General features: G+C 63.6%; 23 protein-coding genes. 6 read left to right on the forward strand and 17 right to left on the reverse strand.

What is annotated here, in order from left to right; translation table 11 throughout:
* Nucleotides 1–22: 22 nt before the first annotated feature.
* Nucleotides 23–835, forward strand: a complete 813-nt coding sequence (locus tag BM136_RS23615) for a ferritin-like domain-containing protein (RefSeq protein ID WP_092976531.1) — start codon at nt 23–25, stop codon at nt 833–835.
* 80 nt (nt 836–915) lie between these two features.
* Here BM136_RS23615 and BM136_RS23620 read toward each other — a convergent pair whose 3' ends face one another.
* From BM136_RS23620 to BM136_RS23645, 6 genes are all read right to left on the reverse strand, one after another.
* The gene (locus tag BM136_RS23620) at nt 916–1,995 is read right to left on the reverse strand and encodes a porin (RefSeq protein ID WP_092976534.1); all 1,080 of its coding nucleotides are present in this window, start codon (nt 1,993–1,995) and stop codon (nt 916–918) included.
* 393 nt (nt 1,996–2,388) lie between these two features.
* Complete coding sequence (locus BM136_RS23625; RefSeq protein WP_092976537.1) at nt 2,389–2,973, reverse strand: response regulator transcription factor; 585 nt, start codon at nt 2,971–2,973, stop codon at nt 2,389–2,391.
* Nucleotides 2,974–3,113: 140 nt separating this feature from the next.
* Nucleotides 3,114–5,102, reverse strand: a complete 1,989-nt coding sequence (locus BM136_RS23630) for a methyl-accepting chemotaxis protein (RefSeq protein WP_092976540.1) — start codon at nt 5,100–5,102, stop codon at nt 3,114–3,116.
* Nucleotides 5,103–5,222: 120 nt separating this feature from the next.
* Nucleotides 5,223–7,985 (reverse strand): bifunctional glycoside hydrolase/polysaccharide deacetylase family protein, encoded by a 2,763-nt coding sequence (locus BM136_RS23635; protein WP_092976543.1) that lies wholly within the window; start codon nt 7,983–7,985, stop codon nt 5,223–5,225.
* A 118-nt stretch (nt 7,986–8,103) separates the two neighbouring features.
* Nucleotides 8,104–8,331, reverse strand: coding sequence for a hypothetical protein (locus BM136_RS23640; protein ID WP_092976661.1), 228 nt, complete (start codon nt 8,329–8,331; stop codon nt 8,104–8,106).
* A 197-nt stretch (nt 8,332–8,528) separates the two neighbouring features.
* Entirely contained in the window at nt 8,529–9,317 is a 789-nt protein-coding gene (locus BM136_RS23645) for an SDR family NAD(P)-dependent oxidoreductase (RefSeq protein ID WP_092976664.1), read from the reverse strand.
* A gap of 270 nt (nt 9,318–9,587) precedes the next feature.
* Between BM136_RS23645 and BM136_RS23650 the strand changes: the two genes are divergently transcribed.
* Nucleotides 9,588–10,076, forward strand: a complete 489-nt coding sequence (locus tag BM136_RS23650; protein WP_092976545.1) for a MarR family winged helix-turn-helix transcriptional regulator — start codon at nt 9,588–9,590, stop codon at nt 10,074–10,076.
* 95 nt (nt 10,077–10,171) lie between these two features.
* On the opposite strand, the gene BM136_RS23655 is transcribed toward BM136_RS23650, so the two are convergent.
* The 4 genes from BM136_RS23655 to BM136_RS23670 all read right to left on the reverse strand — a co-directional run bounded on the left by BM136_RS23655 (nt 10,172) and on the right by BM136_RS23670 (nt 13,290).
* Entirely contained in the window at nt 10,172–10,870 is a 699-nt protein-coding gene (locus BM136_RS23655) for a response regulator (RefSeq protein ID WP_092976548.1), read from the reverse strand.
* Between the two features lie 143 nt (nt 10,871–11,013).
* Entirely contained in the window at nt 11,014–11,943 is a 930-nt protein-coding gene (locus tag BM136_RS23660; protein WP_092976667.1) for a S1C family serine protease, read from the reverse strand.
* 17 nt (nt 11,944–11,960) lie between these two features.
* Complete coding sequence (locus BM136_RS23665; protein ID WP_092976551.1) at nt 11,961–12,548, reverse strand: hypothetical protein; 588 nt, start codon at nt 12,546–12,548, stop codon at nt 11,961–11,963.
* Between the two features lie 133 nt (nt 12,549–12,681).
* On the reverse strand, nt 12,682–13,290 hold the full coding sequence (locus BM136_RS23670) for a TetR/AcrR family transcriptional regulator (RefSeq protein ID WP_092976554.1): 609 nt from the start codon (nt 13,288–13,290) through the stop codon (nt 12,682–12,684).
* A gap of 104 nt (nt 13,291–13,394) precedes the next feature.
* Between BM136_RS23670 and BM136_RS23675 the strand changes: the two genes are divergently transcribed.
* Complete coding sequence (locus BM136_RS23675) at nt 13,395–14,861, forward strand: MFS transporter (protein WP_092976557.1); 1,467 nt, start codon at nt 13,395–13,397, stop codon at nt 14,859–14,861.
* Nucleotides 14,862–14,868: 7 nt separating this feature from the next.
* On the opposite strand, the gene BM136_RS23680 is transcribed toward BM136_RS23675, so the two are convergent.
* The gene (locus tag BM136_RS23680; protein ID WP_092976560.1) at nt 14,869–15,468 is read right to left on the reverse strand and encodes an undecaprenyl-diphosphatase; all 600 of its coding nucleotides are present in this window, start codon (nt 15,466–15,468) and stop codon (nt 14,869–14,871) included.
* Nucleotides 15,469–15,711: 243 nt separating this feature from the next.
* On the opposite strand from BM136_RS23680, the gene BM136_RS23685 reads away from it, so the two are divergent.
* Nucleotides 15,712–17,079, forward strand: coding sequence for a sensor domain-containing diguanylate cyclase (locus BM136_RS23685; RefSeq protein ID WP_092976563.1), 1,368 nt, complete (start codon nt 15,712–15,714; stop codon nt 17,077–17,079).
* A 364-nt stretch (nt 17,080–17,443) separates the two neighbouring features.
* On the opposite strand, the gene BM136_RS23690 is transcribed toward BM136_RS23685, so the two are convergent.
* Nucleotides 17,444–18,361 (reverse strand): LysR family transcriptional regulator, encoded by a 918-nt coding sequence (locus BM136_RS23690; RefSeq protein WP_092976566.1) that lies wholly within the window; start codon nt 18,359–18,361, stop codon nt 17,444–17,446.
* Nucleotides 18,362–18,541: 180 nt separating this feature from the next.
* On the opposite strand from BM136_RS23690, the gene BM136_RS23695 reads away from it, so the two are divergent.
* The gene (locus BM136_RS23695) at nt 18,542–19,291 is read left to right on the forward strand and encodes an SDR family oxidoreductase (RefSeq protein ID WP_092976670.1); all 750 of its coding nucleotides are present in this window, start codon (nt 18,542–18,544) and stop codon (nt 19,289–19,291) included.
* Between the two features lie 425 nt (nt 19,292–19,716).
* Here BM136_RS23695 and BM136_RS23700 read toward each other — a convergent pair whose 3' ends face one another.
* Complete coding sequence (locus BM136_RS23700; RefSeq protein ID WP_092976568.1) at nt 19,717–21,087, reverse strand: APC family permease; 1,371 nt, start codon at nt 21,085–21,087, stop codon at nt 19,717–19,719.
* A 186-nt stretch (nt 21,088–21,273) separates the two neighbouring features.
* A complete protein-coding gene (locus BM136_RS23705) occupies nt 21,274–22,110 on the reverse strand; it encodes an oxidoreductase (RefSeq protein ID WP_092976571.1) in 837 nt (278 codons plus the stop codon).
* A gap of 93 nt (nt 22,111–22,203) precedes the next feature.
* Here BM136_RS23705 and BM136_RS23710 point away from each other — a divergent pair, with 93 nt between their 5' ends.
* Nucleotides 22,204–23,175, forward strand: a complete 972-nt coding sequence (locus BM136_RS23710) for an AraC family transcriptional regulator (protein ID WP_092976574.1) — start codon at nt 22,204–22,206, stop codon at nt 23,173–23,175.
* Between the two features lie 185 nt (nt 23,176–23,360).
* Here the strand turns inward: BM136_RS23710 and BM136_RS23715 are convergent, their stop codons facing one another.
* From BM136_RS23715 to groES, 3 genes are all read right to left on the reverse strand, one after another.
* Complete coding sequence (locus tag BM136_RS23715; RefSeq protein WP_092976672.1) at nt 23,361–23,612, reverse strand: hypothetical protein; 252 nt, start codon at nt 23,610–23,612, stop codon at nt 23,361–23,363.
* Between the two features lie 110 nt (nt 23,613–23,722).
* Nucleotides 23,723–25,345 (reverse strand): chaperonin GroEL, encoded by a 1,623-nt coding sequence (gene groL, locus BM136_RS23720; protein WP_092976577.1) that lies wholly within the window; start codon nt 25,343–25,345, stop codon nt 23,723–23,725.
* A 101-nt stretch (nt 25,346–25,446) separates the two neighbouring features.
* The gene (gene groES / locus BM136_RS23725; RefSeq protein ID WP_004628765.1) at nt 25,447–25,764 is read right to left on the reverse strand and encodes a co-chaperone GroES; all 318 of its coding nucleotides are present in this window, start codon (nt 25,762–25,764) and stop codon (nt 25,447–25,449) included.
* Between the last annotated feature and the right edge of the window lie 53 nt (nt 25,765–25,817).

The raw sequence follows: 25,817 nt of genomic DNA on the forward strand, positions 1-25,817 counted from the left end.
GGAAACATCTGAGAGCGAGCGCATGCCGTGGTCGGTCCAGGAGATCGCTTACGGCAGCATCGACGTAGCACGCGTACGCGAAAACGGCACGCTGTTCTACCTTGTTGCCAGTGCGTCGTTTGTGGAGAGCGGCTCCGACCTCTATGCCGGCAACCTCGCTCAGTACTACGCCGATCGCCCCGAAACCGCGCACTGGCTGATCCACCATTGGGAACGCGAAGAGCTTCAGCACGGCCGTGCACTGCGCCGCTACGTTGAAACCGTCTGGCCCGAGTTCGACTGGGAGCGCGGCTACGCCCGCTTCTTCGAGGAATACTCTGTCACCTGTTCGGTCGACCAGTTCGAACCCACGCAGGCGTTGGAAATGGTCGCGCGCTGCGTCGTCGAAATGGGCACCGCCACTTTCTATCGGGCCATCGCCCAAGCTGCGGCTGAAGCCGATGAACCCGTGCTGCGCGACCTCGCCAGCCGCATCTCGGCTGATGAAGTGCGACATTACAAACACTTCCTGCGTTTCTTCAACGAGTGCAACGCGAGCGAAGGCGTCGGCCGCGCACGCGTGCTCAAGGCGCTCGCCTCACGCCTGCGTGAAATCAAGAATGAAGATTCGATGATCGCCCTGCGCAATGTGCTGCGCATCGAGCGCGGGCAGGAGGACGTGCCCGAAGCCGATGTCCGCGCACTGAACTCGCGCGTCAGCGCGTTGGTGCGCTCCTATCTGCCGCTGGATATGGCGGCCAAGATGTTGCTCAAGCCCTTGCGCCTGCGCCCGGGGTTCGAGCGCTCGATTCGGCCGCCCCTGGTGGCCGTGGTGCGGCGGGTGATCCTGCACTAGAACGCGGCGCGCAAAGGAGGCGCCAACAAAAAACCCGGGTTGAAGCCCGGGTTTTCTATATCTAGCCGACAGAATGCCGATTAGAACTTGTGGCGGATACCGACCATGGCACCCATTTGGTTGTTGCTGCTGCCGTCAGCGCTGGTGAACACATCGCCGAGGCCAGCGACACCGAGCGGCAAAGCTGCATTGCTGCTGTTCTTGGCGTAAGCCACGTTCAGATAGGCGTCGGTGCGCTTGGACAGCGCATAGTCGCCGCTCAGGACAAACAGCCAGGGATTGCCGGCGCCGGTGGTCTTGAAGTTCTGGTAGTAGGCCGTACCGGTCAACGCCAGAGCCGGCGTCACTTGGTAGCCTGCGCCCAGCCAGTACAGGTTCGAACGCAGTACGGATTCGGATGCAAGCGGATGGGTCGCATTGAGCCAACGATAACCCGCGTAGAGCTTGGCCGGGCCATAAACGTACGTGCCGCCGATGGTGGCGCGTTGCACCTTGAGGTCGGAAGCAATGCCGTAGTCCGCGGGCACGTCCGTATTCCCATTCATTTGGTCATACACGGCACCCACGGAGAACGGGCCATTCGCGTAGTTCAGTCCAACGCTCCACTCGCGGCCCAGCTTGCTCGCGCCGGCAATCTCCTGGCCATCGTTGCGCGTCGAGTACAGCGCCGAAGCGGTCAGGCCACCGAACGTACCCATGTATTTCACCGCGTTGTCTGCGCGCCCCGCCATGGCAGCGTCCTGCGAAGCCAGCGAATAGCGCGAAACTGCCATCGGGTCGTATTGCAGCGCGAAGTCGTACAGCAGGTTCTGCTGGCGACCCAGGGTCAGTCGGCCCCACTGGCCTTCCAACCCGACGTAGGCGTTACGGCCGAACAGACGATCGCCCTGGCCCATCTTGCCGTCATCAATACTGAAACCACTTTCCAGGTTGAAGATACCCTTCAGGCCGCCGCCCAGGTCTTCAGCGCCGCGCAGGCCCCAGCGCGAACCGGACATACCGCCCGACTGCAGTGCACCGCGAGAACCGCCGTTACCCGGCGCCTTGTTCACCCACTCGACGCCAGCGTCGACCACGCCGTACATCGTCACGCTCGATTGAGCGAATGCGCCAGCCGAAACCAGAGCGGCAGCGGCGGCCGCAAACAGCTTGATCTTCATATCGTTTTCCTTAAAAAAACTATCGCGGGTATTTGCGATCGGCGGCCATTATGTATTCCGACTTCTCGTATTCAGAACTTTCAAAAATAGCCTGTGGTAAATATGAAACCTAAGCATTGATGACGAAATTATTCATATCAATCAATGCTCTGCGACCGCACGCAGACAGCCGTAAGCATGGCTTACGAGAAGGCAATCCAATGCCTTACACGAAGTAATCCATTAAACCCACAAAGTCATCCAGTCGATGATAAAAATTAAAGATTAAGGCGCGCTTCTTTTCGACTATGATTCACCCCGAAGCGTGAATGACAGTTCCACAGCTTCATATCGACTTTAAGAGACCGCCCTAAACAGCGGTCTCTTTTTTTGCCCGTGAACTTTGCCGATCAGTCAGCCGGGGAGTCCGACCTTCCTGGAGATGCGGTGCTTGAAGGTGGACACCGTCTTGGGCGAGATCCCCAGGCGCTTGGCGATCTCGGTGTTTCGATGGCCTTCGGCCAGCAGTTGGTTCACGCGCATTTCGCGCTGGGTGAGCGTGGTGAGGCCAGCGCCTTCCGCCGCCCCCATCGCGGAAGCAGGGAACGAGAGGTAGCCGCGCGCCGCCAGCAGCAATGCCGCCGTCAACGCGGATGTCGCTTCAGATTTCGGCACGTAGGCGTTGGCGCCCGCCAGGAAGGCGAGCCGCGCTTCGTTGCCCGTGGTCTGGGCAGACGTGACCACCAGGCCGATGTCGTGGCGCTGCGCGCGCACGCGGCGCACAAGTTCGAGACCGTCCAGGCTGGGCAGATTGATGTCGACGATGGCGAGCTTCGGGCGCGCCGTACGAATCAGCTGCAGCCCCCGTGCGCCGTCAGCCGCCGTCGCCACAAGCTGCAACTGCGGCGACCCGGCGAGCAGCGCCTGGATGGATTCAAGAACGATCGGATGGTCGTCGATCGCGACGACGGAATGGAAGACTGGATCTGCGGGGGACATGGAGAGCGGTACCTGAGCGGGTTCCATGCTGCGAGTCCCCCGGGCGGGCCAGGTTCCGCGCGGTACAGGTTTGCACGATTGCCCGTCAAACCTTGTACCGATTGCAACGCCACGTCATCAATTCATGACATCTTGCCGGCTCAGGCGAGCCGAAACACGTCCACCGCGCCGCGCAGTTCCTGGGCCTGTTGGCGCAGGCTTTCAGCGGCGGCGGCCGCTTCTTCGACCAGCGCAGCGTTCTGCTGCGTCACCTCGTCCATCGACGTGACCGCGTGGTTGACCTCTTCGATGCCTTGCGACTGCTCGCGCGACGCGTGGCTGATCTCGCCCATCAGACCGGCGATGCGCTCCACGCGCGTCACGATGTCCTGCATGGCATCGCCGGCGCCGCGGGCGGCCTCGTTGCCGGCCTGCACTTCTTCGACCGAGCGACTGATCAATTCCTTGATCTCCTTAGCGGCGGCGGCGCTGCGCTGGGCGAGGCTGCGCACCTCGCCGGCCACGACGGCAAAGCCGCGGCCCTGTTCGCCTGCGCGGGCGGCTTCGACGGCGGCGTTCAGCGCGAGGATGTTGGTCTGGAACGCGATACCGTCGATGATGCCGGTGATGTCGGCGATCTTCTGCGCCGTGGCGTGAATGCCCGACATGGTGCCGACCAGCCGCTCGACCGTCTGCCCGCCGGCATTGGCCGCCTCGCTGGCGGACTGCACCATGTCGTGCGCATGGTGTGCGCTCTCGGCGTTCTGGCGCACGGTGGCGGCCAGTTGCTCGATGCTCGATGCGGTACGCTCAAGGTTGCCGGCCTGCGCTTCGGTGCGCGCGGAAAGATCGGCATTGCCGGCAGCGATCTGGCCAGTGCTCGACGCGATGGTCGAGGCGCTGGCGCGCACCTTGTCGACGATGCCCGAAAGGCCGTCGCCGACGCCGTTGACAGCACGCATGACCTGACCGATCTCATCGCGGCGCGTGGCGGGCAGGCGGTGCGTGAGATCACCCGCAGCCACACGCTGCGCGACGTTCACCACCTCGGCCAGCGGCGCGCTCACGGCACGGCGCAGCATCCAGTACAAGCCGCCCGCCAGCAGCGCGCCGAGCGCCAGCCCCAGCAGCAGGAACCGGTTGCGGGCGGCCACCAGATCGGCGTTGAGTTCATCCACGTAGGCCGTGCCGGCAATCACGAGCTGCCAGTCGGGGTATTGCGTGAAGACGGTCAGGCGCTCGCGCGCGGTACCGCCTTCCGTGTCGGCCAGCGTATGCCGCAGCGTGCCGTCCTTGCGCGCGATCATCTCGCGCACCCAGGTCTGGCCGCCGGCGTCCTTGGCGTCGAGCAGGTTCTTGCCTTCGCGGTCTTGCGTGTGGTCGATCAGCACTTTGCCCTGATCGGTGCCGGGCTTGCCGTCGATGACGAAATAGCCACCCGTCTTGCCGATGCCGTGTGAGCGGATCTTGTCCTTGAGCAGCGCCAGTTCCGAGCGCACGTCCACACCAACATACAGCGCGCCGATCACCTTGCCCGACGCATCGCGCACGGGTTCGTACTTGCTCATGTAGGGCACGCCAAACAGCCACGCCAGGCCGCGGAACGGCTCGCCGGCCATCAGCGCCTTGTAGCTCGGATGGGCGCGGTCGAGCAGCGTGCCGATCGCGCGTTCGCCGTTTTCCTTCTTGAGCGAGGTAGTCACGCGGACGAAGTCGTCGCCGGTGCGGGCAAACACGGTGGCAATCGTGCCGCCGGTGCGCGCGAAGAACTTGTCGGGCACGGTGAAGTTGAGGTTCAGTACCGTGTCACCGCTCTTGAAGGTGGGCGTCGGCTTGCCGGCCACTTCCACGGTCTGCGCCGGGTCCACGCTGTAGGGGCCTGGCGCGGCGTCGGCAAAAGCGGTCAGGAAACGATCAGCCTCGGTGCGCATGGTGCCGTCGAACAGGCCGATCATGTCGCGCATGGCCGCCTCCTGGTTGTGCATGGCCGACTGCGTATTGGCCTCAAGCATGCGCAGGCTCGATTGCGAGTTCGCCAGGGCAAACATGCCGAACACCGCCACCAGGGCGATCAGGCCGATCAAGGCCAGCCGGGTGCCAAGGCTCGTAGGGAATTGTGTAACTTCAGATAGGGGCGCAGACGCTCTCATGCTTTTTTTCCTGGGGTCGTCAGTCGAGTTAACAACGGATCGACCCGCAAAAGCTTGAGCGCAAACGTTTTACAAACCGCTTTGTCTGGCAAACCAGACATCTGTCTGCAATCCCGGACGTCAACGGTCGCAGGTCAGCTCGACATGCTGAGGCGTGAGCTTGGCCGGGTTGCCTGCGCCAAGTTCGATGCGCCAGTCAGCCCCGCGCGCGGCGCCCACGTCGCGGCCGTCCACCGTGGCGCGGCAGCGTGCTGCGTTGGCAAAGCGGATGAACGGCCGCGTATAGCCGGCAACATCGACCGACAGCGAGCGGCCATCCACACTGCGTTGCCAGTTCGAGAGCCGGCCGCTGGCATCGCGCACGTAAGGCTGCGTTGGCGCGGCGCTGTTCAGGGCGAAGCGCGCCGAGCCACTGGTCAAGTGGACGTAGGTGCCGCCCGGGCCCGCAGCGTAGCCAGCCACGTCGCGCGCATCCGCAAGACGCGGCACACCGGGGCCGGCCCAGCGCACGGTGCGCAGATCGCCATTGCCGCGCACGACCCAGGCATCGCCGTCACGCGCAATCGCGATGGCGCGGAAGTCGAGCACCTTGCGGATGTAGTCCGACGCGTAGATCGGCATGACCGGCTGGGCGACCGCCCAGTCGTACACCTGCCGCAAGGCGGTGAGCGAAGCCAGCTTGGTGCCCGAATACATGTGGTAGTAAATGCCGATCGGCTTGAAGCGATAAGGCTTGTCGGTCAGTTCGAACGTTTCGATGGCCCGCGAGAACCCGTAATACGGGCCGTGCCAGAGGTTGGTGTAGATGTTCTCGTTCTGGTCGGGCGCAAATACCTGGAAGAGGCCATCGCCTTTGTCCACGCCAAGCGGCGCCACGGCCGTCCAGCTCGGGTTGGAGCGCGTGATGTAGGTGTCGCCGCCGTTCATGTTCAGCACACCGGCTTCGACCGTCTTTTGCACGGCAATCGGCGGCACTTGGCCGTTGCCGCTCCACAGCAGCACCTTCACGCGCTTGCCTGGCGGCGCCAGCTTCGTGTTGATGTACTGGATGGAGCCGGCGATCTCGCGGTCGAAACTGAAGCGGTAATTGGGAATCTTCAACGAGAAGGACGTGTCGCTGCCTTCGGGCGTTGCGGCGGAGGCCGGATCGGGCGGGTTCGTGGTGCGCAGCCAGTTGAACGGATGCGAGAACGTGTGGCTGGCCAGTTCCACGTAGGGCTGCGCAAAGAGGGTCCGCGCGATTGGCTCAAGTTGCGGCGTGAGCTTCGGGTACACGCCGTCGGCCGCCACTTCGCCCTCGATGATGGACACGGTGGTCGGCACCTTGTAACGGTCCAGGACCTCGCGCAGCAGCGCCTGGCCGGAAAACTCGCTCGGCGGGAATTCGGTGCGAGAGGCAAATCCGTCGCCGTCGATATGCACGGTCATCAGCCGGCGGCCGTTCTCCGTCGTGGTGTCGGGCACGGGCATGGCGGGCAGCTGCAACGCACGGCGCAGAAAATCGAGCGGCTGGACCACCCAGCGCGCCTGGTCGACATCGGGCATGCGAAACACACCAAACGGCTGCAGCACATAACCACCCCACGGCATGATGGCCGCCGCATCGTAGGCGTAACTGCCGGCCGACAGCCGCAGCAACGACTGCGCCCCCGCCACGCTGGAATCGACCTGCACCCCCACGGCCATCCGCCGATCAGGATGGGGCTGCAACTCGAAGCCGATGATCGGATCGCGCGAGGCCACGGCAAGGGGCCCCGCCGGCGTGCCGGGCACGGCTTGCAGATCGAACATCTGCGCTGTGGGCGCATCCATGTTCAGCCCGAACTGGTTGAACATCGCCACACGCACGCCGGCGCCCATCGTCCGCCGAAGCCACGACGCCCATGCGCTCGGCCGCGGTGCGTTGCCATCGAACCACGTGACGACGCCCGCATAGCGATCGGGCGTGACGGCCGGCAACGGCTTGTTGGCGTCGGCGAATTCGACGCGATAGCCGAGATAGTTGATCGGCATGGCCAGATAAAGCACCGACGGCGCGGTGTTGGTGCTGGTGCCGGGCTCCTGCGGCTCGACCAGCAGGATGCGGCGCGGCATCACTTCCAGCCGGCCGATACCGATAAAGTCGACGGCCGGCGTGGTCGCGTAGCTGCTGACGCCCGCTGCACGCGCCACGTTGGCGGTCTCGCGCAGACAGGCCCGGTTGTAGTTGGGGCAGTAATCGAGCGCCACCGCGGGCAGGTGGTACTGCGCGCCGATGTTGCGCAGCGTGGCGATGCGCGCAGTGCGGTCGGCATCGGCCACATCCTGCAAGCCCTCGCCGCCGGTGCGCTCACGCACCAGGCTTGCCGTCACCACGCCGGACAACTGCGGTGCGAGCGTTTCGAGCCAAGCCGTGCCACCGGCCAGCAGCTTGGTCTGCGGCGCGCGGGCGTGCAGGGCCTGGGCCAGTGTCGCGATACCGTTGCCCGCATCGGGCGCGCTGCGCTGGAGCGCGTCCAGCCCATCCAGCAGGAAGCCCGCATAGCCTTGCGCGAGCAGCGGCGCAAAAACCTGGTCGATCACATTGGCAGGCCAGGCGCTTGAGCGCATCGCATCGGTCTGCCGCGTCAAATCTACGCGAGCGAACCAAAGCGTGGGCGATGGTTGCTTCGGATCGAAACTGCCAGCCGTGGCGGGGTCCAGCACAACCCAGTCGAAGGCTTGCAGTTCAGCCACGGGGACATCGCGGCCGTAGTAGAAGGCGATCTGGGGACCAGCAGGCGCGGGCGTTGTCAGCGGCTGCTGTGCACGAACCGTCGCAACGCCGAACGCCAACGCAGCGACCCCCAGCCATGTCGCCCATCGCACCATCCATTTGCTGCCCACCACCTTCCTGCCCTGCATCCCGATCCTCGAAAGTCGATCCGACTTTTATTGTGTCGGGCAGCCGTCCGATTGCAATGTTTGTGGCCACAGCGTGCCCGCCAGGGCACCTCGGCGCGCATGGCGGGCGGTACCCGGCTCAGTAGCCGACCACCGTGTACTGCGGGAATTCCGCTTCGAACGCCTTCTCCAGGTTGTCGGCTGTGGCGACTGCGGAGGTGTAGACAGCAGTTGTCGTGCCGCTGTCGTAGGCCAGCGTGACGGCCCAGGTGGCGTGCGCCTGGTTGACGCGATCGCGTGCAGCCTGGGCCGCCAGTTGACCGGGGCCGTTGTCAGGTTTGGTTCCGTAGACTTTGCAGTGGGACATGGCAATCACTCCGAAGATGTGGAAGGAATGCCGCCAGCGCACGGGCGAGGACACGCTCGGTCTGGCTGGTCTGCGTTCTCAACGATACGGGCGAACAGACGCGCTGCCGGCTTGTCCCGCCGGCATGCGCCAGCGACACGGCCAGCGTAAAAGCCGGGGCCGCGCGCCGGAATGGTGCGTTCGTCAGGGCTGACGTTCTAGAACGCCGACTTCACCACGCCGCCATCCACGCGCAGCGCGGCGCCCGTGGTGGCTGACGACAGCGGGCTCGCCACATAGGCAACCAGGTTGGCCACCTCCTGCGTGCTGGCAAACCGCTTGATGAGCGAGGTCGGCCGCGCCGTCTCGAAGAAAGTCTTCTCGAACGCTTCGAAGCTCTGGCCGCCGGAGAGCTTCTCGACAAACTCATCGACGCCTTCGGAACGCGTCGGCCCCGGCAGCACAGCATTCACCGTGATGGCCGTGCCCGCAGTCAGCTCGGCCAACCCACGCGAGAGGCCCAGCAGCGCAGTCTTCGTGACGCCGTAGTGGATCATCTCCACCGGGATCTGCACGCCGCTTTCGCTGCTGATGAACACGATGCGGCCCCAGTTCTGGGCGCGCATACCAGGCAGATACGCGCGGGACAGACGCGCGCCGCTCAGCACGTTCACGTTGAAGAAGTGCTGCCATTCGGCGTCATCGATTTCCTCAAACGGCTTGGGGTCGAAGATGCCGAGGTTGTTGATGAGGATGTCGACCTTGGGAAAGCGGCCGAGCAGCACTTCCGTCTGCTGCGGGTTGGACAGGTCACCGGCAAAGCCCTCGACCTGGGCGTCGGGCACTTCGGTGCGCAGGCGCGCAATCGCGTCGTCAACAGACGTTTGGGTGCGGCCGTTGACGATCACGCCGGCGCCTTCGGCGGCCAGTGCTACAGCAATGGCATGACCGATGCCCTTGGTAGAGCCGGTCACGAGTGCGAGCTTGTTCTGAAGGTGGAGGTTCATGGCGTTCAAAAAAGGAATATGGAGGAGGAGGAGCACACCACGCCACATGGTTCGGCGGCGGCGTTTCAACCATGATACGAACCACCCCGCCCCTTGGCAGCCGCAATCGTTTTGCAGCGGTATCCAACGAGATTTGACGATCTGCGTCGGTATCGATCCCGGCTTGACGGCCTGGGCAAGCGACGATTAGTGTGCAATGAAGCACGCCAGCGTTACGGGAACGCGGCGCGCCTTACAAGCCGGATCACCGGCAGAACGGGGAGCACCACCATGAGCATCGACGTACAGACACCTGAGGCCGCCGACACCAGCACCAGTGAAGGCGCCTACCAGCTTGACACCATGGACCGCGATACCAACATCGGTCGACTCGTGCATCGGGTCCGACACGCGTTGGTGACGCACATCGACAGTGCCCTGTCATCGCTGGACCTGACGGCCGCGCAGTGGACGGTCGTCATCTATCTGGCCGAAGACCTGGCCACCACGCCAGCCGAGCTATCGCGCCTGCTGCACTACGATCCGGGCGCGATGACGCGATTGATCGATCGGCTGGAGAAGAAGAACATCGTCAAGCGTGCGCCCAGTGATGCAGATCGTCGCTCGGTGGTGGTCTCGCTCACCGAGCAGGGCCGCGCGCTGTATCCGGAGATCCGGCCGCTGATCATCGACGTGCTGAACCACCTGCTGCGCGGGTTCTCGCAAGCCGAGGTCAAGCAGTTGGAGAACCTGCTGCTGCGCGTACTGCACAACGCCTGACCAACTCAGGCGTTCGCGGTTCGGTATTCTGAGCCGACATCGTTGTCGGCCTGGAGGGGTTGCTCGGGCGTGGGGTGTGGGGCGCCGCTCAGCGCTTACTGCCCCTCAAGCTCGTGCTTGATCTTGAACAGTTCGGTATCGGTACGGATACCCAGCTTGCGAAAGGCGGATTGCTTTTGCGAGCTGATGGTCTTGATGCTGCGCGCGAATTTCTCGGCAATGTCCGTGACCGACATGCCGTCGAGGCAGCAGCGCAGCACTTCGCGCTCGCGCGGGCTGAGTTCGGAGCGATCGAGTAGCGCCGACAGCTTGGTGCCATTGGCGGCGGGCGCGGGCGCATCGGCGGAAAGCGCATCGTGCTCCATCTCGGCCGCCAGGGCGGCATTCAGGCGCTTGCCGCCCGCGGCCACGGTGCGAATGGCGCGCACCAGTTCCGACAATTCCTCTTCCTTGCCGACAAACCCGCGCGCACCGGCATGCATGACCATGCCCACCGTCGCCTTGTTGTGATGCGCCGAGGCCACCAGGATCTTCAAGTCCGGGTAGCGCACGCGAATCAGGCGGATCAGGTTCAGCCCATCGATCTCAGTGGGCCCCAGCGAATAGTCCATCAGCAGGACATCCACCTCGAAGGTGTTGTCCTTGAGTGCCCGCACGATTTCGCGGCCCGAGGCAAACATCCCGGAAACCTCGATGTCGGCTTCCTGTTTCAGGCGCGCAGCCAGACCATGTCGGACAACCGCATGGTCATCGAGCACGATCACGCGGATCGGTCGGGTTGCGGTCCAATTCATGTTCGCAGGTTCCTATTCGACTTTTTTGCATGACTGCGCAGGCTCGCTTGAAGGGGCATGGCACAGCCAAACGGCTCACATATTAATGTCTTCATTGCCCGACCTGAACCGGGCTACATCGATGCCCAGGGTTGCGAGGGCCTTTATTTGGCCTCGACAACCGTGTCGTCGCGGGCATAGATGGAGCAGTTCTGATAACGCTCCTTGCACGACGACACCGCACGGAATTCAGCGTTCTGGCCCCACTCGTAGACGAATTGATCGTCGTCTGCGGCCACGAAGATTTTCGGCCACGGCTTGCGCAAATACGCTCCAAAGGCAGCTTGCGATTTCGGGCCGAGTTCACCGGGCTTGCGCGGCTGTGGCGCGGCGGCGGCCACGGTTGCCGCTGCAGGCGTGGTGTTCGCCGTCACCGCCGACGCTGCGGCCGCTCGCTCAGCCAGCGCCTTCTGCGCGCGGGCGGGCACATCGTTGATCCACTCGGCGGGCGCCGCAAAATTCAGGTTCTGTCCGTAAACGGCGGACACCATGCGCGACGTGATGCCGACCAGCCGTGCATTGCTGTCGAACAGGCCACCGCCGCTGGAGCCGTGCGAAATCGCCGCCGAAGTCTGGATCGCGGTCAGCACGCCGTTGTCGTCATGCCGCAGCGACGAGATCAACCCCTCGCTGATCGTCAGGTCAAACCCCAGCGGGTTGCCGATTGCGTAGACCTTCTGCCCCGTCACCAGCATGCTGCTCGGCACGATGGTGACGGAGGGGTAGTGGAAATCGGCAACGCGCAGTTGGCACAGGTCGCGCTGCACATCGGGATACAGCAGGCGTGCACCAAAGCTGGCGTTGCCGCGCTTGAGGCTGACCTGCTTGCCGCCGCGCAGCACATGGCAGTTCGTCACGGCCAACCCATCGCCGATCACCACGGCGCTGCCGATGGCCAACGGCTGCCCGGCGGCGTTGGACACGCGCACTTCCCAGATGCTGGGCGCGACCTTGGCGAACACCTCGGCCGGCTCCAGCGCGGCCGCCGGCAACGCGGCCAGTGCCGATGCCGTGGCCAGGAACGTGCGGATCATGAAGGCAGTGCGGCGGGTCATTGCGGTGTCAGCAGATCAGAAAGGTCGCTCAGCGTGGTCGAGCCGTCTTCAGAGCGCGTTTTGTCGCGCATGAAGGCCACGTCCGCATCGGTCAGGTCGGGGCAGCTTCCGGTGCCCCACGACGGGTTGATGCGGTAGGTGCGATAGCGGGCGTTGATGGCGTGCCACGACCGGCCATCGTCAGACTCCGCCACGCCGGCACGGCACACATGCGCGTTGGTCGGGTAGCTGGCCGTCATCTTGTACTGCTTGCCGGCCTGCGGCACGAACGTCACCGACACGCCGCAGCGGTAGATGAGCGTGCCCGAGGTGCGGATGAAGCTTGCGCCCAGCGCGGTCGGCACACCGGCCAGCACGCGAATCGGCCGCGTTGCATCGGCCGGCTTGAGCGCGGTGCGCGGGTTGCCGCAGTGCTTCGCGTCGTCAAACGTGAGGATGGTGGCGTTGGTGCTGGCCAGCGGGCGGACGAAATCTACCGTGGCGGTGTTGGCGCCGGCTGGCGGCTCCGTATAAGGCGCTGCGCAGCCCGTCAGCCACAGCGCGCCCCCGATTCCGATGGCCGCAGCAATCGTTCGGCTCGTCATACCCTGTTCCCCCGCGAGTCTTGTGTTTGGTGTGTTTGTGCGACTGCGCACAAGTGTAACCAAAGGTGGCCCCGAGGGAAGTCCGGCGAGCCGCACGCGCGTTGCTTGCGCGCGTCGTGTGCTGGGAATCCGCTCAGGCGAGCGCCGCATTGATGCGCGCTTGGGTGCTGCGGCGCGCGCGTTCAAATACCGCCATGTCGCCCATCAGAAACGCCACGTTGGCGTTGGAGCGAAACGATTCGATTTCGAAGACGAGCTGATCGACGTCGACATCGGCGCGCAATTCACCGGCCGCCTGTGCTGCGGTAATCGTCTCGCGAAAACGCGCGCGCACCGACTCGCGATGCCCGCGCACGCGATCCTGGATGGCGCCCGGGCGGGCGCGGTATTCGTAGCTGGCCGCGCAGACAAAGCAGCCGCCCGGCGATGCCCCGCTGGCCACATAGTCGAACCAGCCATCGGTTAGCGCACGCAGGCGGGCAAGCGGGCTTTCCAGCGCTAGCGCCGGTTCAACGACCATCTCGCGGTAGTGCACGACGCCCGCGTCCAGCGTGGCCAGTTGCAGCGTTTCCTTGTCGCCGAAGAGCACCTGAATGTTGCCTTTGCCCACGCCCGCATCCGTGGCCAAGCGACCAATGGTCAGGCCCTCAAGCCCGTCGGTGGAGGCAATGGCGGTGGCGTGCTCCAGTACCTGGGCGCGCGCACGTTCGCCACGCTGGCGGCGCCCGTCGGTTTCGTTCATGGCAATGCCCTATCGATGAATGGGGTCAACGCAATCGGCGCTTGACGTGGCCCGATCGCCCTTTAGTATACGTACGACCGTATATTAATAAACCGAGATCCCCCATGTCAACGAAATCCCTTTCTGCCGCTGGCGTTGCCTCGCCGGCCAAACGGCACTGGCCGGCGCTGGCGGCACTGCTAACCGGCAACTTCGTCACCATTCTCGACCTGTTCATCGTCAATGTGGCGATCCCGGACATTCGTGCCGGTCTGCACACCAGTTTTGCCGAAATCCAGCTCGTGATGGTCGGCTACAGCGCGGCGTATGCGGTGTTCCTGCTCAACGGCGCCCGCCTGGGCGACCTGTTTGGGCGCAAGCGCATGTTTCTGGCGGGCATGGCGTTGTTCACGCTGGCATCCGCGCTTTGCGGTCTGGCGACAACACCATGGATGCTGATCGCAATGCGTGTCGGCCAGGGCTTGGGGGCGGCCATCCTGATGCCGCAGGTGATGGCCTCGCTGCGCGTGCTGTTTGACGGCGATGCGCGGCGGCGCGCGTTCGGCACCATGGGCGCGGTGCAAGGCGTGGCGGCGTCGGTCTCGCAGATCATCGGCGGCTGGCTGATTGCGCATCCGCTAGCAGCCGACGTGTCGGGCTGGCGCGCGGTGTTTTTGGTGAATGTGCCGATCGGCATTGTTGCGCTTTTGGCGGCGCGGGCCTTCGTCGCGGAATCGCGTGCGCCGGTGGCTGCGCGGCTGGACGTGCATGGCGCCGTGGCCGGCGCGGTGGCGCTGGCGATGCTGCTGGTGCCGATCATGCAGGGCCGCGAGTCTGGTTGGCCTTGGTGGTCGTGGGCGGTGCCGCTGGCCTCGTTGCTGGTGTTCCGCCACTTTGTGCGGGTGGAGCAAGCGCTGTCGGCGGCGGGCCGCGTCCCCATCATCGAAATGGCGCTGTTCCGCAACCGCAGCTTTGTGCTGGGCGTGCTGGCCATCTTCCTGTTCTACACGGCCATCAGCTCGTACTTCCTGGCGCTGACGATCCTGCTGCAGTTCGGGCGCGGCTTGTCGGCGCTGGCAGCGGGGTTGGTGTTTACGCCGGCGGCCATCGCGTTCTTTACCGGCTCGCTCACAGCGCCCCGCCTGGCTGAACGCATCGGGCAGCGCGCCCTGCTGCTGGGCGTGGCGATCTTCGCCGTGGGCATGGTGGTGCTGGCGGCAATGGCGCAACTGTGCGCGGGCACCGCTTGGCTAATCCTGCCGCTGATGCTCAACGGCTTTGGACAAGGCATGGTGATTCCGCTGTCGCTCAACACCATCCTAAGCGGCGTGGAAACGGCCCAGGCCGGCATGGGCGCCGGTACCGTCACGACCATGCAAGCCGTTGGCAACGCGGTGGGCGTAACGGTGGTGGGCGTGCTGCTGTTCTCGCTGCTCGGCCAGGTGAATGGGGTGGATGGCGCAGTGGCGATGGACGCGGCCTCCCACGCCGCACACTACGGCCACGCGTTCGCGCTGGCAACGCTCTACAACGTGGGCGCGACGGTGCTGTCGTTCGTGCTGTTCTGGCGCGCTTGGCGCCAGCACGCCTGAGCCAGGCTTATTTGCGCACCCAGCCGCGCCGCACGCACGGTGCCAGCACCACACCATGCAACGCCAGCCCCAAGCGGTGCAGCGGCTCCGACAGCGTATGCGCCACGGGCCCGCTGCACAGCCAAGCGCTCAAGGCCGACACAGCCGCCGCACCCAGCATGTCGAACGGATAGTGCACGCCCAGGTAGATGCGTGCCCACGCCATCGGCACGCCCAATAGCGCCAGCAACACACCCGCGCGCCGCAGGCGTGCGTTCCACATCAGGCTGAACGCCACGGTCCACAGCGCGGTGAGGTGGTCGCTGGGGAACGACGAATCCGACGCGTGCGGCAGCAGATTGGTCCCCAGGTCAATGGCAAACGGCCTCGGGTGATACCAGGCGAGGCCGAAACCAACATTGATCGACAACGCCAGCGCTGCAGCCACGCCGGTCTGCAATGCCTGCCTACGCGTGGTCGGCTCGCCCCATAGCCAGCCAGCCACGAGCGTCAATGGCACCAGCCAGATCGCGTATTCGGCAAAGGCCATCGCCAGCCAGACGGTCGTGGCTGAAGCGTCGGCCGGCGCGTTGATCCAAAGAAACAGCGTGTGATTGAGTGATTCCATACAGCGTCGGCCAACGGCCCGTGTGATTCAACAACGGCGAGATACCCGGCCCACACTACGGAAGATTCCCTTCAATTCCCTTGGAACGGGCCTGTGGACAAGCCTAGGCCACCCGACTTAGGCCAGCCGTAGCGATGCCCCCGATCCTTGCCTAGGCTTTTCCCGCCGCCAGACGCTGCCTATGATGTAGACACACCGGCACGCAAGCAGGTCGGATACACAATCTCGAACCCCGGGGGGTGGATGGAAAGTTTCCTGATCCAGCGAACCACACGCCGGCAAGCGATGATTGCCGGCGCGATTGCGCTGTTGATCCTGTTGACGCTGGCCGTGGCCGCACCACGTGCGGGCCTGCAATGGCCGGCGATCAACCCGTTCATGCCGATGTGCGCCTTGACGGTGTTCACCACGGCCAGCATTGCCGCGTTTTTGCTGGGCGCTCAGTTCATCGTGACGCGGCAGCCGATGCTTGGCGCGCTGGGCGGTGCCTATGCTTTTACCGCCCTGGCGGTGGCGCTGCAGTTGCTGATGTTCCCCGGCGTGTTCTCGCCCACGGGGCTGTTTGGCGCCCGCCCCACCAGTGCAGCATGGATGTGGGTGTTCTGGCATGGCGGTTTTCCGCTGTTCGTGATCCTGGCGGTACTCATGCGCGATCGGCTCTCGCGCGATGCCGTTGCTGACGGGCGCGTCGGCCTGTGGGCCTGGCTGCTGATCGGCGGGCCGGTGCTGGTGGGCGTGCTGCTATGCGGCTTTGCAGTGCTGACCAACCTGCCGCCGCCGCTGCACGCCGGCAATGGCGACAACCCCGTGGCGGTCATCCTGTGGGCCATCAACGCCATTGCCGTGCTCGCCGTGGTGGCCAGCGGCCGCCTCCGTGCGGTGCTTGACGTGTGGCTGGCCATTGCCGCGCTGGCCTGCCTGACCGACACCACCCTCAACCTGCTGAGCACCGACCGCTTTACCGTGGGCTGGTACGTCGCGCGCCTGTTCAGCATGTTCGCGCCTGGGGTGCTGGTCTGCGTGCTGGTGTGGGAGGTGACCGCGCTGTACCGGCGGCTGTTCGAGGCGCATGTCTCGCTGCGGCAGGCGTCCATGCGTGATGCGCTGACCGGCTTGTACAACCGCACCTACTTCAACGAGCAGATCGATAACCAGATCAGCGCTGCGCAGGGCAACGGGCAGCCGTTTTCGCTGGTGATGGTCGATGTCGACCACTTCAAGCGCTACAACGATGCGTTCGGCCACCTCAAGGGCGACGCATGCCTGGCAGCCGTGGCCCATGCACTGGCCGGCGTGGTGCGCCGACCGGCAGATTTCATCGCTCGCTACGGCGGCGAGGAATTCGTCGTCGTTCTGCCCGAAACCGATGCGAACGAAGCGCAGGCCTTCGCAGAGCGCGCGCGCGAAGCCGTGCTGCGTCTGCGCATCGAAGCCGCTGCGCCGTCGCGCTACGTGACCGTCAGCGCCGGTTGCGCCACGTCAGTGCCAGGTAACAGCGTCCTCTCCATCGACACGCTGGTCGAGACTGCCGACGCCGCGCTCTACCGTGCCAAGGCGGCCGGTCGCAATCTGGTGATGACTGCGCAGCCTGCGTCTGCTGCGTTCACGTAGCGTGACGTAAGGCCTGTCAAACGATCAGGCACGTGAGCATTTGGCACGCCTGTCTTTGCTGTCTTCTTTATTTCTTCTGTATATAAAAATAGTAGTAGTAGATAACGGTGGATTGTTTCTGTGGATAGCTGCAGAAAACCCTTTCGCGTCAACTGCTTGCGAAATGCACAACCCATCGGACAGCGTGTGCCGTGGCGTGGATGACTCCTGCAGAGTGCGCCCCACCCTCTCGGCAGACACCAAAGTTATTCCCCCGCTGTGGACAACCTGACCCCGGACAGCCAACACAGTTGTCCCTGAAGTTCTTCACGTGTTTATCCACATATCCACATGTCCACAGCGACAATGGCGACCATGCGCCGGATTACCGCTTCGGTGCCCGTTCAAGACGCGCCGGGAACGCCTCCACCAACCAGTCAATGAACACTCGCAGCCGATGCGTGACATGGCGCGTTTGCGGATAGACGACGTGAAACGGATAAGGCGCCGGTCGCCACGGCTTCAGGATTTCCACCAGCGCGCCGTCGTTGATCGGCGCTTGCGCCGCATAGCCGAAGGTCTGCACGATGCCCAGGCCCGCAAGGCAGGCGGCCAGATGCGCATTGCTCTCGTTCACGCCGATGCGATGCTCGACCTTGATCTCAGTCTTTTCCCCGTCGCGCTCGAAGCGGAATGGAACCGACCGCCCCGACTGGCTGAACACGTAGCTCACGAGCCGGTGGCCATTCTTGAGTTCATCGGGGTAAGCCGGCGTGCCGTACTGCTTGAGGTATCCCGGGGTGGCGCAGGTAATCAGCGGCGCATCGCCCAGGTGGCGTGCGACCAGGGACGAGTTGTTTAGCGGGCCACCGCGAATCACGCAGTCGACGTTGTCCGCAATCAGATCCACCGAGCGGTCTGACACGCCCAGGTCAATCCTGATCTCGGGATAGCGCGCAGCGAACTCGGGCAGCAGAGGAATCAGCACGTCGCGCGCCGTCGAGCCGCCGACATCAATGCGCAACGACCCGCGCGGCCGTCCGCGTGCGAGGCTGAACGAGGCGTCGATGTCCTCCAGGTCGCCCAGGATGCGCGTGCTCTTGGCGTAGTAATCCTCGCCTTCCGGCGTCACCGTCACGCGCCGTGTCGTCCGCTGCAGCAGGCGCACACCCAGATGGGCCTCCAGTTCCTGCACCTGCTTGCTGACCGTGGCAATGGGCATGTCGAGCGAATCGGCCGCGCGCGTGAAGTTGCCGGCCTCCACCACGCGCGCAAAGGAACGCATTGCCAGGAGTTGGTCCATTCGAATGTCCGCGCAAATTATCCACAGCTGTGGATAGTAATTCTATTTGCAGCCCTTTTTCGAAAAGTTTCCGAGCTCTACATTGCCTCCATGCCCAACGCGACGGGGCAAACGCAGAGCAAGGCACCACCCGCCGCGAGGTCATTCATTCAAACCTGAAATCACGACATGGAGCACATCATGAGCAAGCAACTGGAAGGCAAGATCGCCCTCGTCACGGGTGGTAGCAGCGGCATCGGTCTTGGCGCTGCCAAGGAACTCGCAGCCCAAGGCGCGCGCGTGTTTATCACCGGCCGCCGTCAGGCGGAACTCGATGCCGCCGTCGCAGAAATCGGCGCCGGCGCCACCGCATTGCGCGCCGATGCGTCGGTGCTGTCCGACCTCGACGCCGTCTATGCCCACATTGCCAAGGTGGCCGGCAAGCTGGACATCTTGTTCGCCAATGCCGGCGGCGGCGACATGATGTCGCTGGGTGCCATCACCGAAGAGCATTTCGACCGGATTTTTGGCACCAACGTGCGCGGCGTGCTGTTCACGGTGCAGAAGGCGCTACCGCTGCTGACCGACGGCGCATCGATCATCCTGACGTCGTCCACGGTCTCGGTTCAAGGCACGGCCAACTTCAGCGTCTACAGCGCCAGCAAGGCGGCGGTGCGCAACTTCGCCCGCTCGTGGGTGATGGATCTGAAGGATCGCGGTATTCGCGTGAATGTCGTGAGCCCGGGCCCGATTCGCACGCCCGGCCTTGGCGGCCTCGCATCGGATGAAACGCGCCAGGGCCTGTTCGACTTCCTCACCGCTCAGGTGCCGCTGGGCCGCCTGGGAGAGCCGGCCGAAGTGGGCAAGGCCGTCGCGTTTCTTGCCTCGGACGCGGCAAGCTTTATCAATGGCATCGAGTTGTTTGTTGATGGCGGGATGGCTCAGGTTTGAGCGTCGGTAGCCGGAAACGGCTACCAACCTCCAGCGGCGCGGGCCTGACATGACGCACGCCTGAGGATCATCTTGGGCTCAGGCTGAGGGGCTTGCCGCTCGAAGCTGGAACCCTTCGACAAGGCCGGAGAACAGCGACGGATTCGGAGATACGAACCCCATGGGCAGTGCGACGCAGAATGCCCGCGTCGCCCGCATAGCGTGCAATAGCCGTCCATGACAATGACCTTTATCGAGAGCCAGGTGCCAACAACCCAAGTATTGGCGGGGCGCCCGACTCTCGCTATCAGAGGACGCCAATTGTCTTGTCCGGGCGTGCCCTTGTTTCTGTAGGCCAATACGCAGGCGCTGTCAGTGCAGGCTGACAGCAGTCGATGCGCCCGATTGTCGTGCCGGTCGAGTTGCGGCCCTCTCGCAGGGACGGCTCAGGTTGAGGGGGCCAACCAGATTTTTTTGCGGTTCAGCAGCAGCGGAATGACGCCGATTGCGATGCCGCCCATCCCCACGACGTTGGTGACCCAGTCGAAGGTCGGGATGCTGTAGAGCGCGATGAAGAAAAGGAAGAGCCCGCTTGCTACCGGCCAGATGACATGGGTGATGGCAACCCACGGCCCTTGCGTCAGCACCTTGCGGTAGTACCAGCCGCAGGCAAGCCCAGTGAGCCCCAGGTAGAAGCAAATCTGGAAACCGATGGCAGTAATTGAATCCTGCAGGATGACGTTGATCGTCGGCAAATAAGACGACACGAACAGCAGCACGAGCCCGGTGATCCAGATGAAGAAGATGGCGATGTGGGGCGTGCGCCAAACCGGATGCAGACGCGCATAGCGCGCGTGGAGTGCGCCGTCGCGGCTTTTGGCAAACAGCGTGCGTGTGAACTGCAGCATCTGGGTTTCGACCGTGCCCACCGTGCTCAGCAATACCGCGACGATCGCAACGTAGCCCCAGGTCGGGCCAAACAACTTCTCCGCAATGGCGAAAATGATGTTCGTGTTGTAGTGCTGGATCTCGGCATCGGACAAGCCAAGCTGCGTAATGACGATGAAGATGAGGAAGAACGCCATCAAGAACACCATCGACCAGAAGGCGGCCCGACCGGGGGTGTGGTTTGCGTCACGCGTCTCTTCGCTGAGGTTCATCGTCACGTCCCAGCCGTAAAAGAAGAAGATCGCCACCAACGCGCCGTTGGCGAACATCTTGGGCGTGAACGCGAAAGGCCAGAACCAGACCCACGAGAACGGATGCGCTGGCGTATGCGGGAACACGATGAAACTCGCGACGATGATCACGAGCAGGATGACGCCCTCGACAATCGTCATCAGCACCTGCACGTAACTGGTGAGCTTGATGCCCTTGACGACCACCGCGCTGACAACTGTGAGCCATGCCGCAGCGATCAACGTCACGTAGTGCACGTTGTTCATCATGGGCCGATCAAAGATGAGCAGCGTGGCATTTGCCGCCGGAATCATGGCAGACACCATGAACACGCAGCACAGCACCAGCAGCGCCCAGCCGGCAAGGAAGCCGAGCGCGCGCCCGAATACCATGCTCACCCACGAATATGAGGTACCGGCGCTCGCCAAGGCGCGGTTCATGTTGATGAACGCATACGCGATGCCAAACATGATGAGCCCACACACCAGAATGCTCGCCGGCGACTGCGTGCCAGCCGTCCCGATGATGGTGGAAGTCGTGATCTCGATGCTGTAGGCCGGCGCGGTGCCGGCAATGCCCATGATTACCGATTCGACGACGCCCAGGGAATCTGCATTGAGCTTGGCTGGCTGGTCCATGGGCGCGCGACTCCGGGTCGACAATGGGCGATAGACCGATTTTTACCCTGTGCGGAAGGTGCGGGCAATAGGGGGCGCTCTGCACCCTGCGAGGAGCTTGGGCGGGCGCTCTGGCATGCATCTGCTGTGTATGGTCAAAGCGCACCATCACTTACACGACCGTCTCTCTAAGGGTTACGCCGACACTCAGTGTCCATAGTCCGTCGACACGGTAATGTCCTTCCATTTGCGCAGTTCCTCTTCCAGCGCAGTCAGATGGGTTCGAACAAGCGTTAGCGCATCACTGCCAAGCAGCAGATGGGCCGGCGGATAGTCGGCCGCAATCACAGCCAACATCGCACGCGCTGCCTTAACCGGGTCGCCGAGTTGCTTGCCGTTTTTCTCTTCCCGGGCGCGTCGCACGGGATCGAAGACATTGTCGTAGTCGGGGATAGAGCGCGACGTGCGCGTCATCGAGCGCCCCGCCCAGTCGGTACGGAATGATCCGGGTGCCACCGCAGTCACGGCAATGCCGAAGCTGCGCACCTCCTTGCCAAGAGTTTCCGAAATGCCCTCCAACGCGAACTTGCTGCCGCAGTAGTAGGCAATGCCCGGCATCGTGATATGTCCGCCCATCGATGTGATGTTCAGGATGTGGCCACGCCGGCGGCGACGCATGAACGGCAGCACCGCTTTCATCATGGCGACGGCACCGAACACGTTCACGTCGAACTGCCTACGCATCTCGGATAACGGCGACTCCTCCAGTACCCCCTCATGCCCGTAGCCGGCATTGTTGACGAGGACATCGACCGGGCCGACGTTGGCTTCGATTTCCGACACGGCACCGTCAATGACGTGGAAATCGGTCACGTCCAATACACGCGCAAATGCATTGAGTGAAAGCGACTCGAAATCGCGCTTGGCCTGCTCGCTTCGGACGGTGCCGACAACCTTGTGGCCCGCGGCCAATGCTTCCTGTGCCAGCGCACGGCCCAGGCCGCTGCTGACTCCCGTGATGAGAAAAATCTTGCTGCTGGTCATAGCTGCCCCTTGCCGAGCGTGATGAAGGGTGCATGCTAGTCTTGGCAGATAGTCGATTTAAGCCGAATTCGGCTGAATTTATTGCCTAAAAGTATGACCAACCGGGCTATCACTCCTCCGGATTCCACCGCGCTTGCGGCAACGCGAGCCCGAACCGTTTCGCTGCTGCGCGCACTTGCGCCGGACGAGGGTTACAACCTTACGGCCATCACAAGCGTGCGCATCCTGCGCTCCGACCGCGCACTATCGCGCACGCCCGTTCTGTATGACCCAGGCATCGTGATCGTTTGCCAAGGCCGCAAGCGCGGGTATTTTGGCGACCAGCTGTACCAGTACGACGAAGATCAGTACCTTGCCGTGTCGGTGCCTGTGCCCTTCAGCATGGAGACCGACGCGACGCCCGAACGGCCGCTGCTCGCGCTCTATCTGCACCTCGATTTTGCGATGGCCGCCGAACTGGCCGCGCAGCTGGATAGCGTTGGAGTGACCCACCGCACCGCCGCGCCCCAAAGCATGATGTCCAGCCCCATGGATGAGGGGATGCAGGCCTCTGTGCTGCGCTTCCTGGAGGCCATGCACCATCCCGTAGAAGCGGCCGTCTTGGGGCCGGGCCTGTTGCGCGAGGTGTATTTCCGGGTGCTTACCGGCGGGCAAGGTGGCGCGATGAGGGAAGCACTGGCGATGCGGGGGCAGTTCGGGCGAATCGGCCACGCGCTACGGCACATCCACGCCGCATACGCACAGTCGCTTGATGTAACGCAGCTTGCCGAAAAAGCAGGAATGAGCGTCCCAAGCTTCCACAGCCATTTCAAGGCGATTACGCAGCTCTCGCCAATGCAATACGTGAAGTCCACACGCCTGCATCAGGCGAGATTGCTGATGGTGCGTGAAGACCTGACGGCCGAAGCGGCGAGCCACGCCGTGGGCTACGCGAGCCCCTCGCAATTCAGCCGAGAGTTCAAGCGGCTTTTTGGTTTGACGCCGGCAGCGGAATCAAAGCGCATGCGTGAGAGCTTCGCGCTCCCGCCGCCCTTCGACGATGCCGCATATGTGTCGTCGCACTGAGCACCCATCGACCAATGGGTGGTCTTGCAAGACCAGCCAGACCGGCCTGCACCAGGCCCACTTCGATGGTCGGATACCTATCTAGGCTTTCCCATCGCGTTCTTCAGCTTGCTCGGCCGAACCTTTCGGGCCGCGTTGCCAGCGCATGACGTTTTCGGCGTCCTAGCTGGCATGCACATCGGGCCCTAGTCAATCATGAGATGGCGCATCAACAATGTCGGGTCTGCGATCTCAAGAATGAGGCGACGCAGCACGCGTTTGCGCATGTGTTCATCGTCCAGCACCCAAGGGGCGCTGACCTCGCTGAGATGCCGTGTGATCGCTTCTCGATGGTCGGTGCCTTCCGGCAGGCCCAGGCGCGCTGCGAGCAGGCCGGCAACGACATCATCGATTTCAACGTCGAGCAGCCTCGCGTCAATGGTGAGTTGTAGCTTCATCGTGACGATCGAACCTGAAAAAGCCGGCGCCGCAACAAGATCGTGCGGCACCGGAATGCAGTTGCACCGGCCGGCGAACCGGCCAGTCGATGGCAGCGCAACTGCGCGGATCAGTAGTCCAGTTCAGGCGCCGGCGCTTGTGCGGGCTTGTCTTCCTTCGGCGCGTCCGCGATGGTTGCATCCGTGGTCAGAATCAACCCTGCGACAGACGCGGCGTTCTGCAGCGCGGTGCGCGTGACCTTGGTCGGGTCAACCACGCCTGCTTCCACGAGGTCGCCGTACTCGCCCGTGGCCGCGTTGTAGCCGTAGTTGCCCTTGCCTTCGGACACCTTCGCGATCACGACGGAAGGCTCTTCACCGGCATTGGCGACGATGGCGCGCAGCGGTGCCTCCAAGGCATGCTGCACGATCCGAATGCCCGCATCCTGATCGCTGTTCGCGCCCTTGAGGTTCACCACCGCAGAACGGGCGCGCAGCAAGGCAACGCCACCACCCGGCACGATGCCCTCTTCCACGGCCGCGCGCGTGGCGTGCAGGGCATCGTCGACACGGTCCTTCTTCTCTTTCATCTCAACTTCGGTGGCAGCACCCACCTTGATGACGGCGACCCCGCCGGCGAGCTTCGCCACGCGCTCTTGCAGCTTCTCGCGGTCGTAATCGCTCGTGGCTTCGTCGATCTGCACGCGGATCGACTTGACGCGCGCGTCGATGCTGGCCTGGTCGCCGGCACCGTCGATGATGATGGTGTCGTCCTTACGGACTTCCACGCGCTTGGCCCGGCCGAGATCCTCCAACGTGGCCTTCTGGAGCTGCTTGCCCGTCTCCTCCGAGATGACCGTCGCCCCGGTAAGGACGGCAATGTCTTCGAGCATGGCCTTGCGGCGATCGCCAAAGCCGGGCGCCTTGACGGCGGCGACCTTCAGGATGCCGCGCATCGCGTTGACGACGAGGGTGGCGAGCGCTTCGCTCTCAACATCCTCCGCCACGATCAACAGCGGCTTGCCGGCCTTCGATGCCGCTTCCAGGATCGGCAGGAGGTCGCGGATATTCGAGATCTTCTTGTCGTGCAGCAGGATCAGCGCATCGTCCAGATATGCGGCCTGCTTCTCCGGGTCGTTGATGAAGTACGGGCTGACGTAGCCGCGGTCGAACTGCATCCCTTCGACAACGTCCAGCTCGTTGTCGAGCGACTTGCCATCCTCGACCGTAATGACGCCTTCCTTGCCGACCTTCTCCATGGCCTCGGCGATGATCTTGCCGATGGCCTCGTCCGAGTTGGCCGAAATGGAGCCCACCTGGGCGATTTCGCGGTTGGTCGAAATCGGCTTGGACAGATTGCGCAGCTCATCGAGCACTGCGGCCACCGCCTTGTCGATACCGCGCTTGAGGTCCATCGGGTTCATGCCGGCGGCCACGTGCTTCATGCCTTCCTGCACGATGGCCTGGGCCAGCACGGTGGCCGTGGTGGTGCCGTCACCGGCAATGTCCGCAGTCTTGGACGCGACCTGCTTGACCATCTGCGCGCCCATGTTTTCGAAGCGGTCCTTCAGCTCGATTTCCTTGGCGACAGACACGCCGTCCTTCGTGATGGTCGGGGCGCCAAAGCTGCGCTCGATGACTACGTTGCGGCCCTTGGGCCCGAGCGTCACCTTCACGGCATCGGCAAGAACATTCACGCCCTTGACGATACGGACGCGCGCGCTGTCGTGGAACTTGACGTCTTTTGCACTCATGTTTGTTGCTCCGGATAAGTCGTTGACTCAACACGTCGCGAACAACCGGCCTCTTTGCGTGTCCGGCGATATCCGGCGGTGTCCGCGAGCGGCTCGAGGCTTCAGGCGGCTTTGGCAACCGCCTCGGCGTGGGTTTCGATGACGCCCATGACGTCTTCTTCACGCATGACGAGGAGTTCCTCGCCATCAACCTTGACGGTCTGACCGGCGTACTTGCCGAACAGCACTTGGTCACCGACTTTCAATTGGAGTTCGCGCTGCGTGCCGTCCTGAAGCAGGCGGCCCGTGCCGACCGCGATGACTTCACCCTGCTCGGGTTTTTCTGCGGCGGAATCAGGAATCACAATGCCCGAGGCCGTCGTCCGCTGCTGTTCGATTCGCTTGACGATAACCCGGTCGTAGAGGGGACGAATCTTCATTTCCATCTCCTGAGCGATAGATCACCAAAAAAGGGAATCCGGCTTGCACACCC

The sequence above is a fragment of the Ralstonia sp. NFACC01 genome (assembly GCF_900115545.1).
Lineage (GTDB): Bacteria > Pseudomonadota > Gammaproteobacteria > Burkholderiales > Burkholderiaceae > Ralstonia > Ralstonia mojiangensis.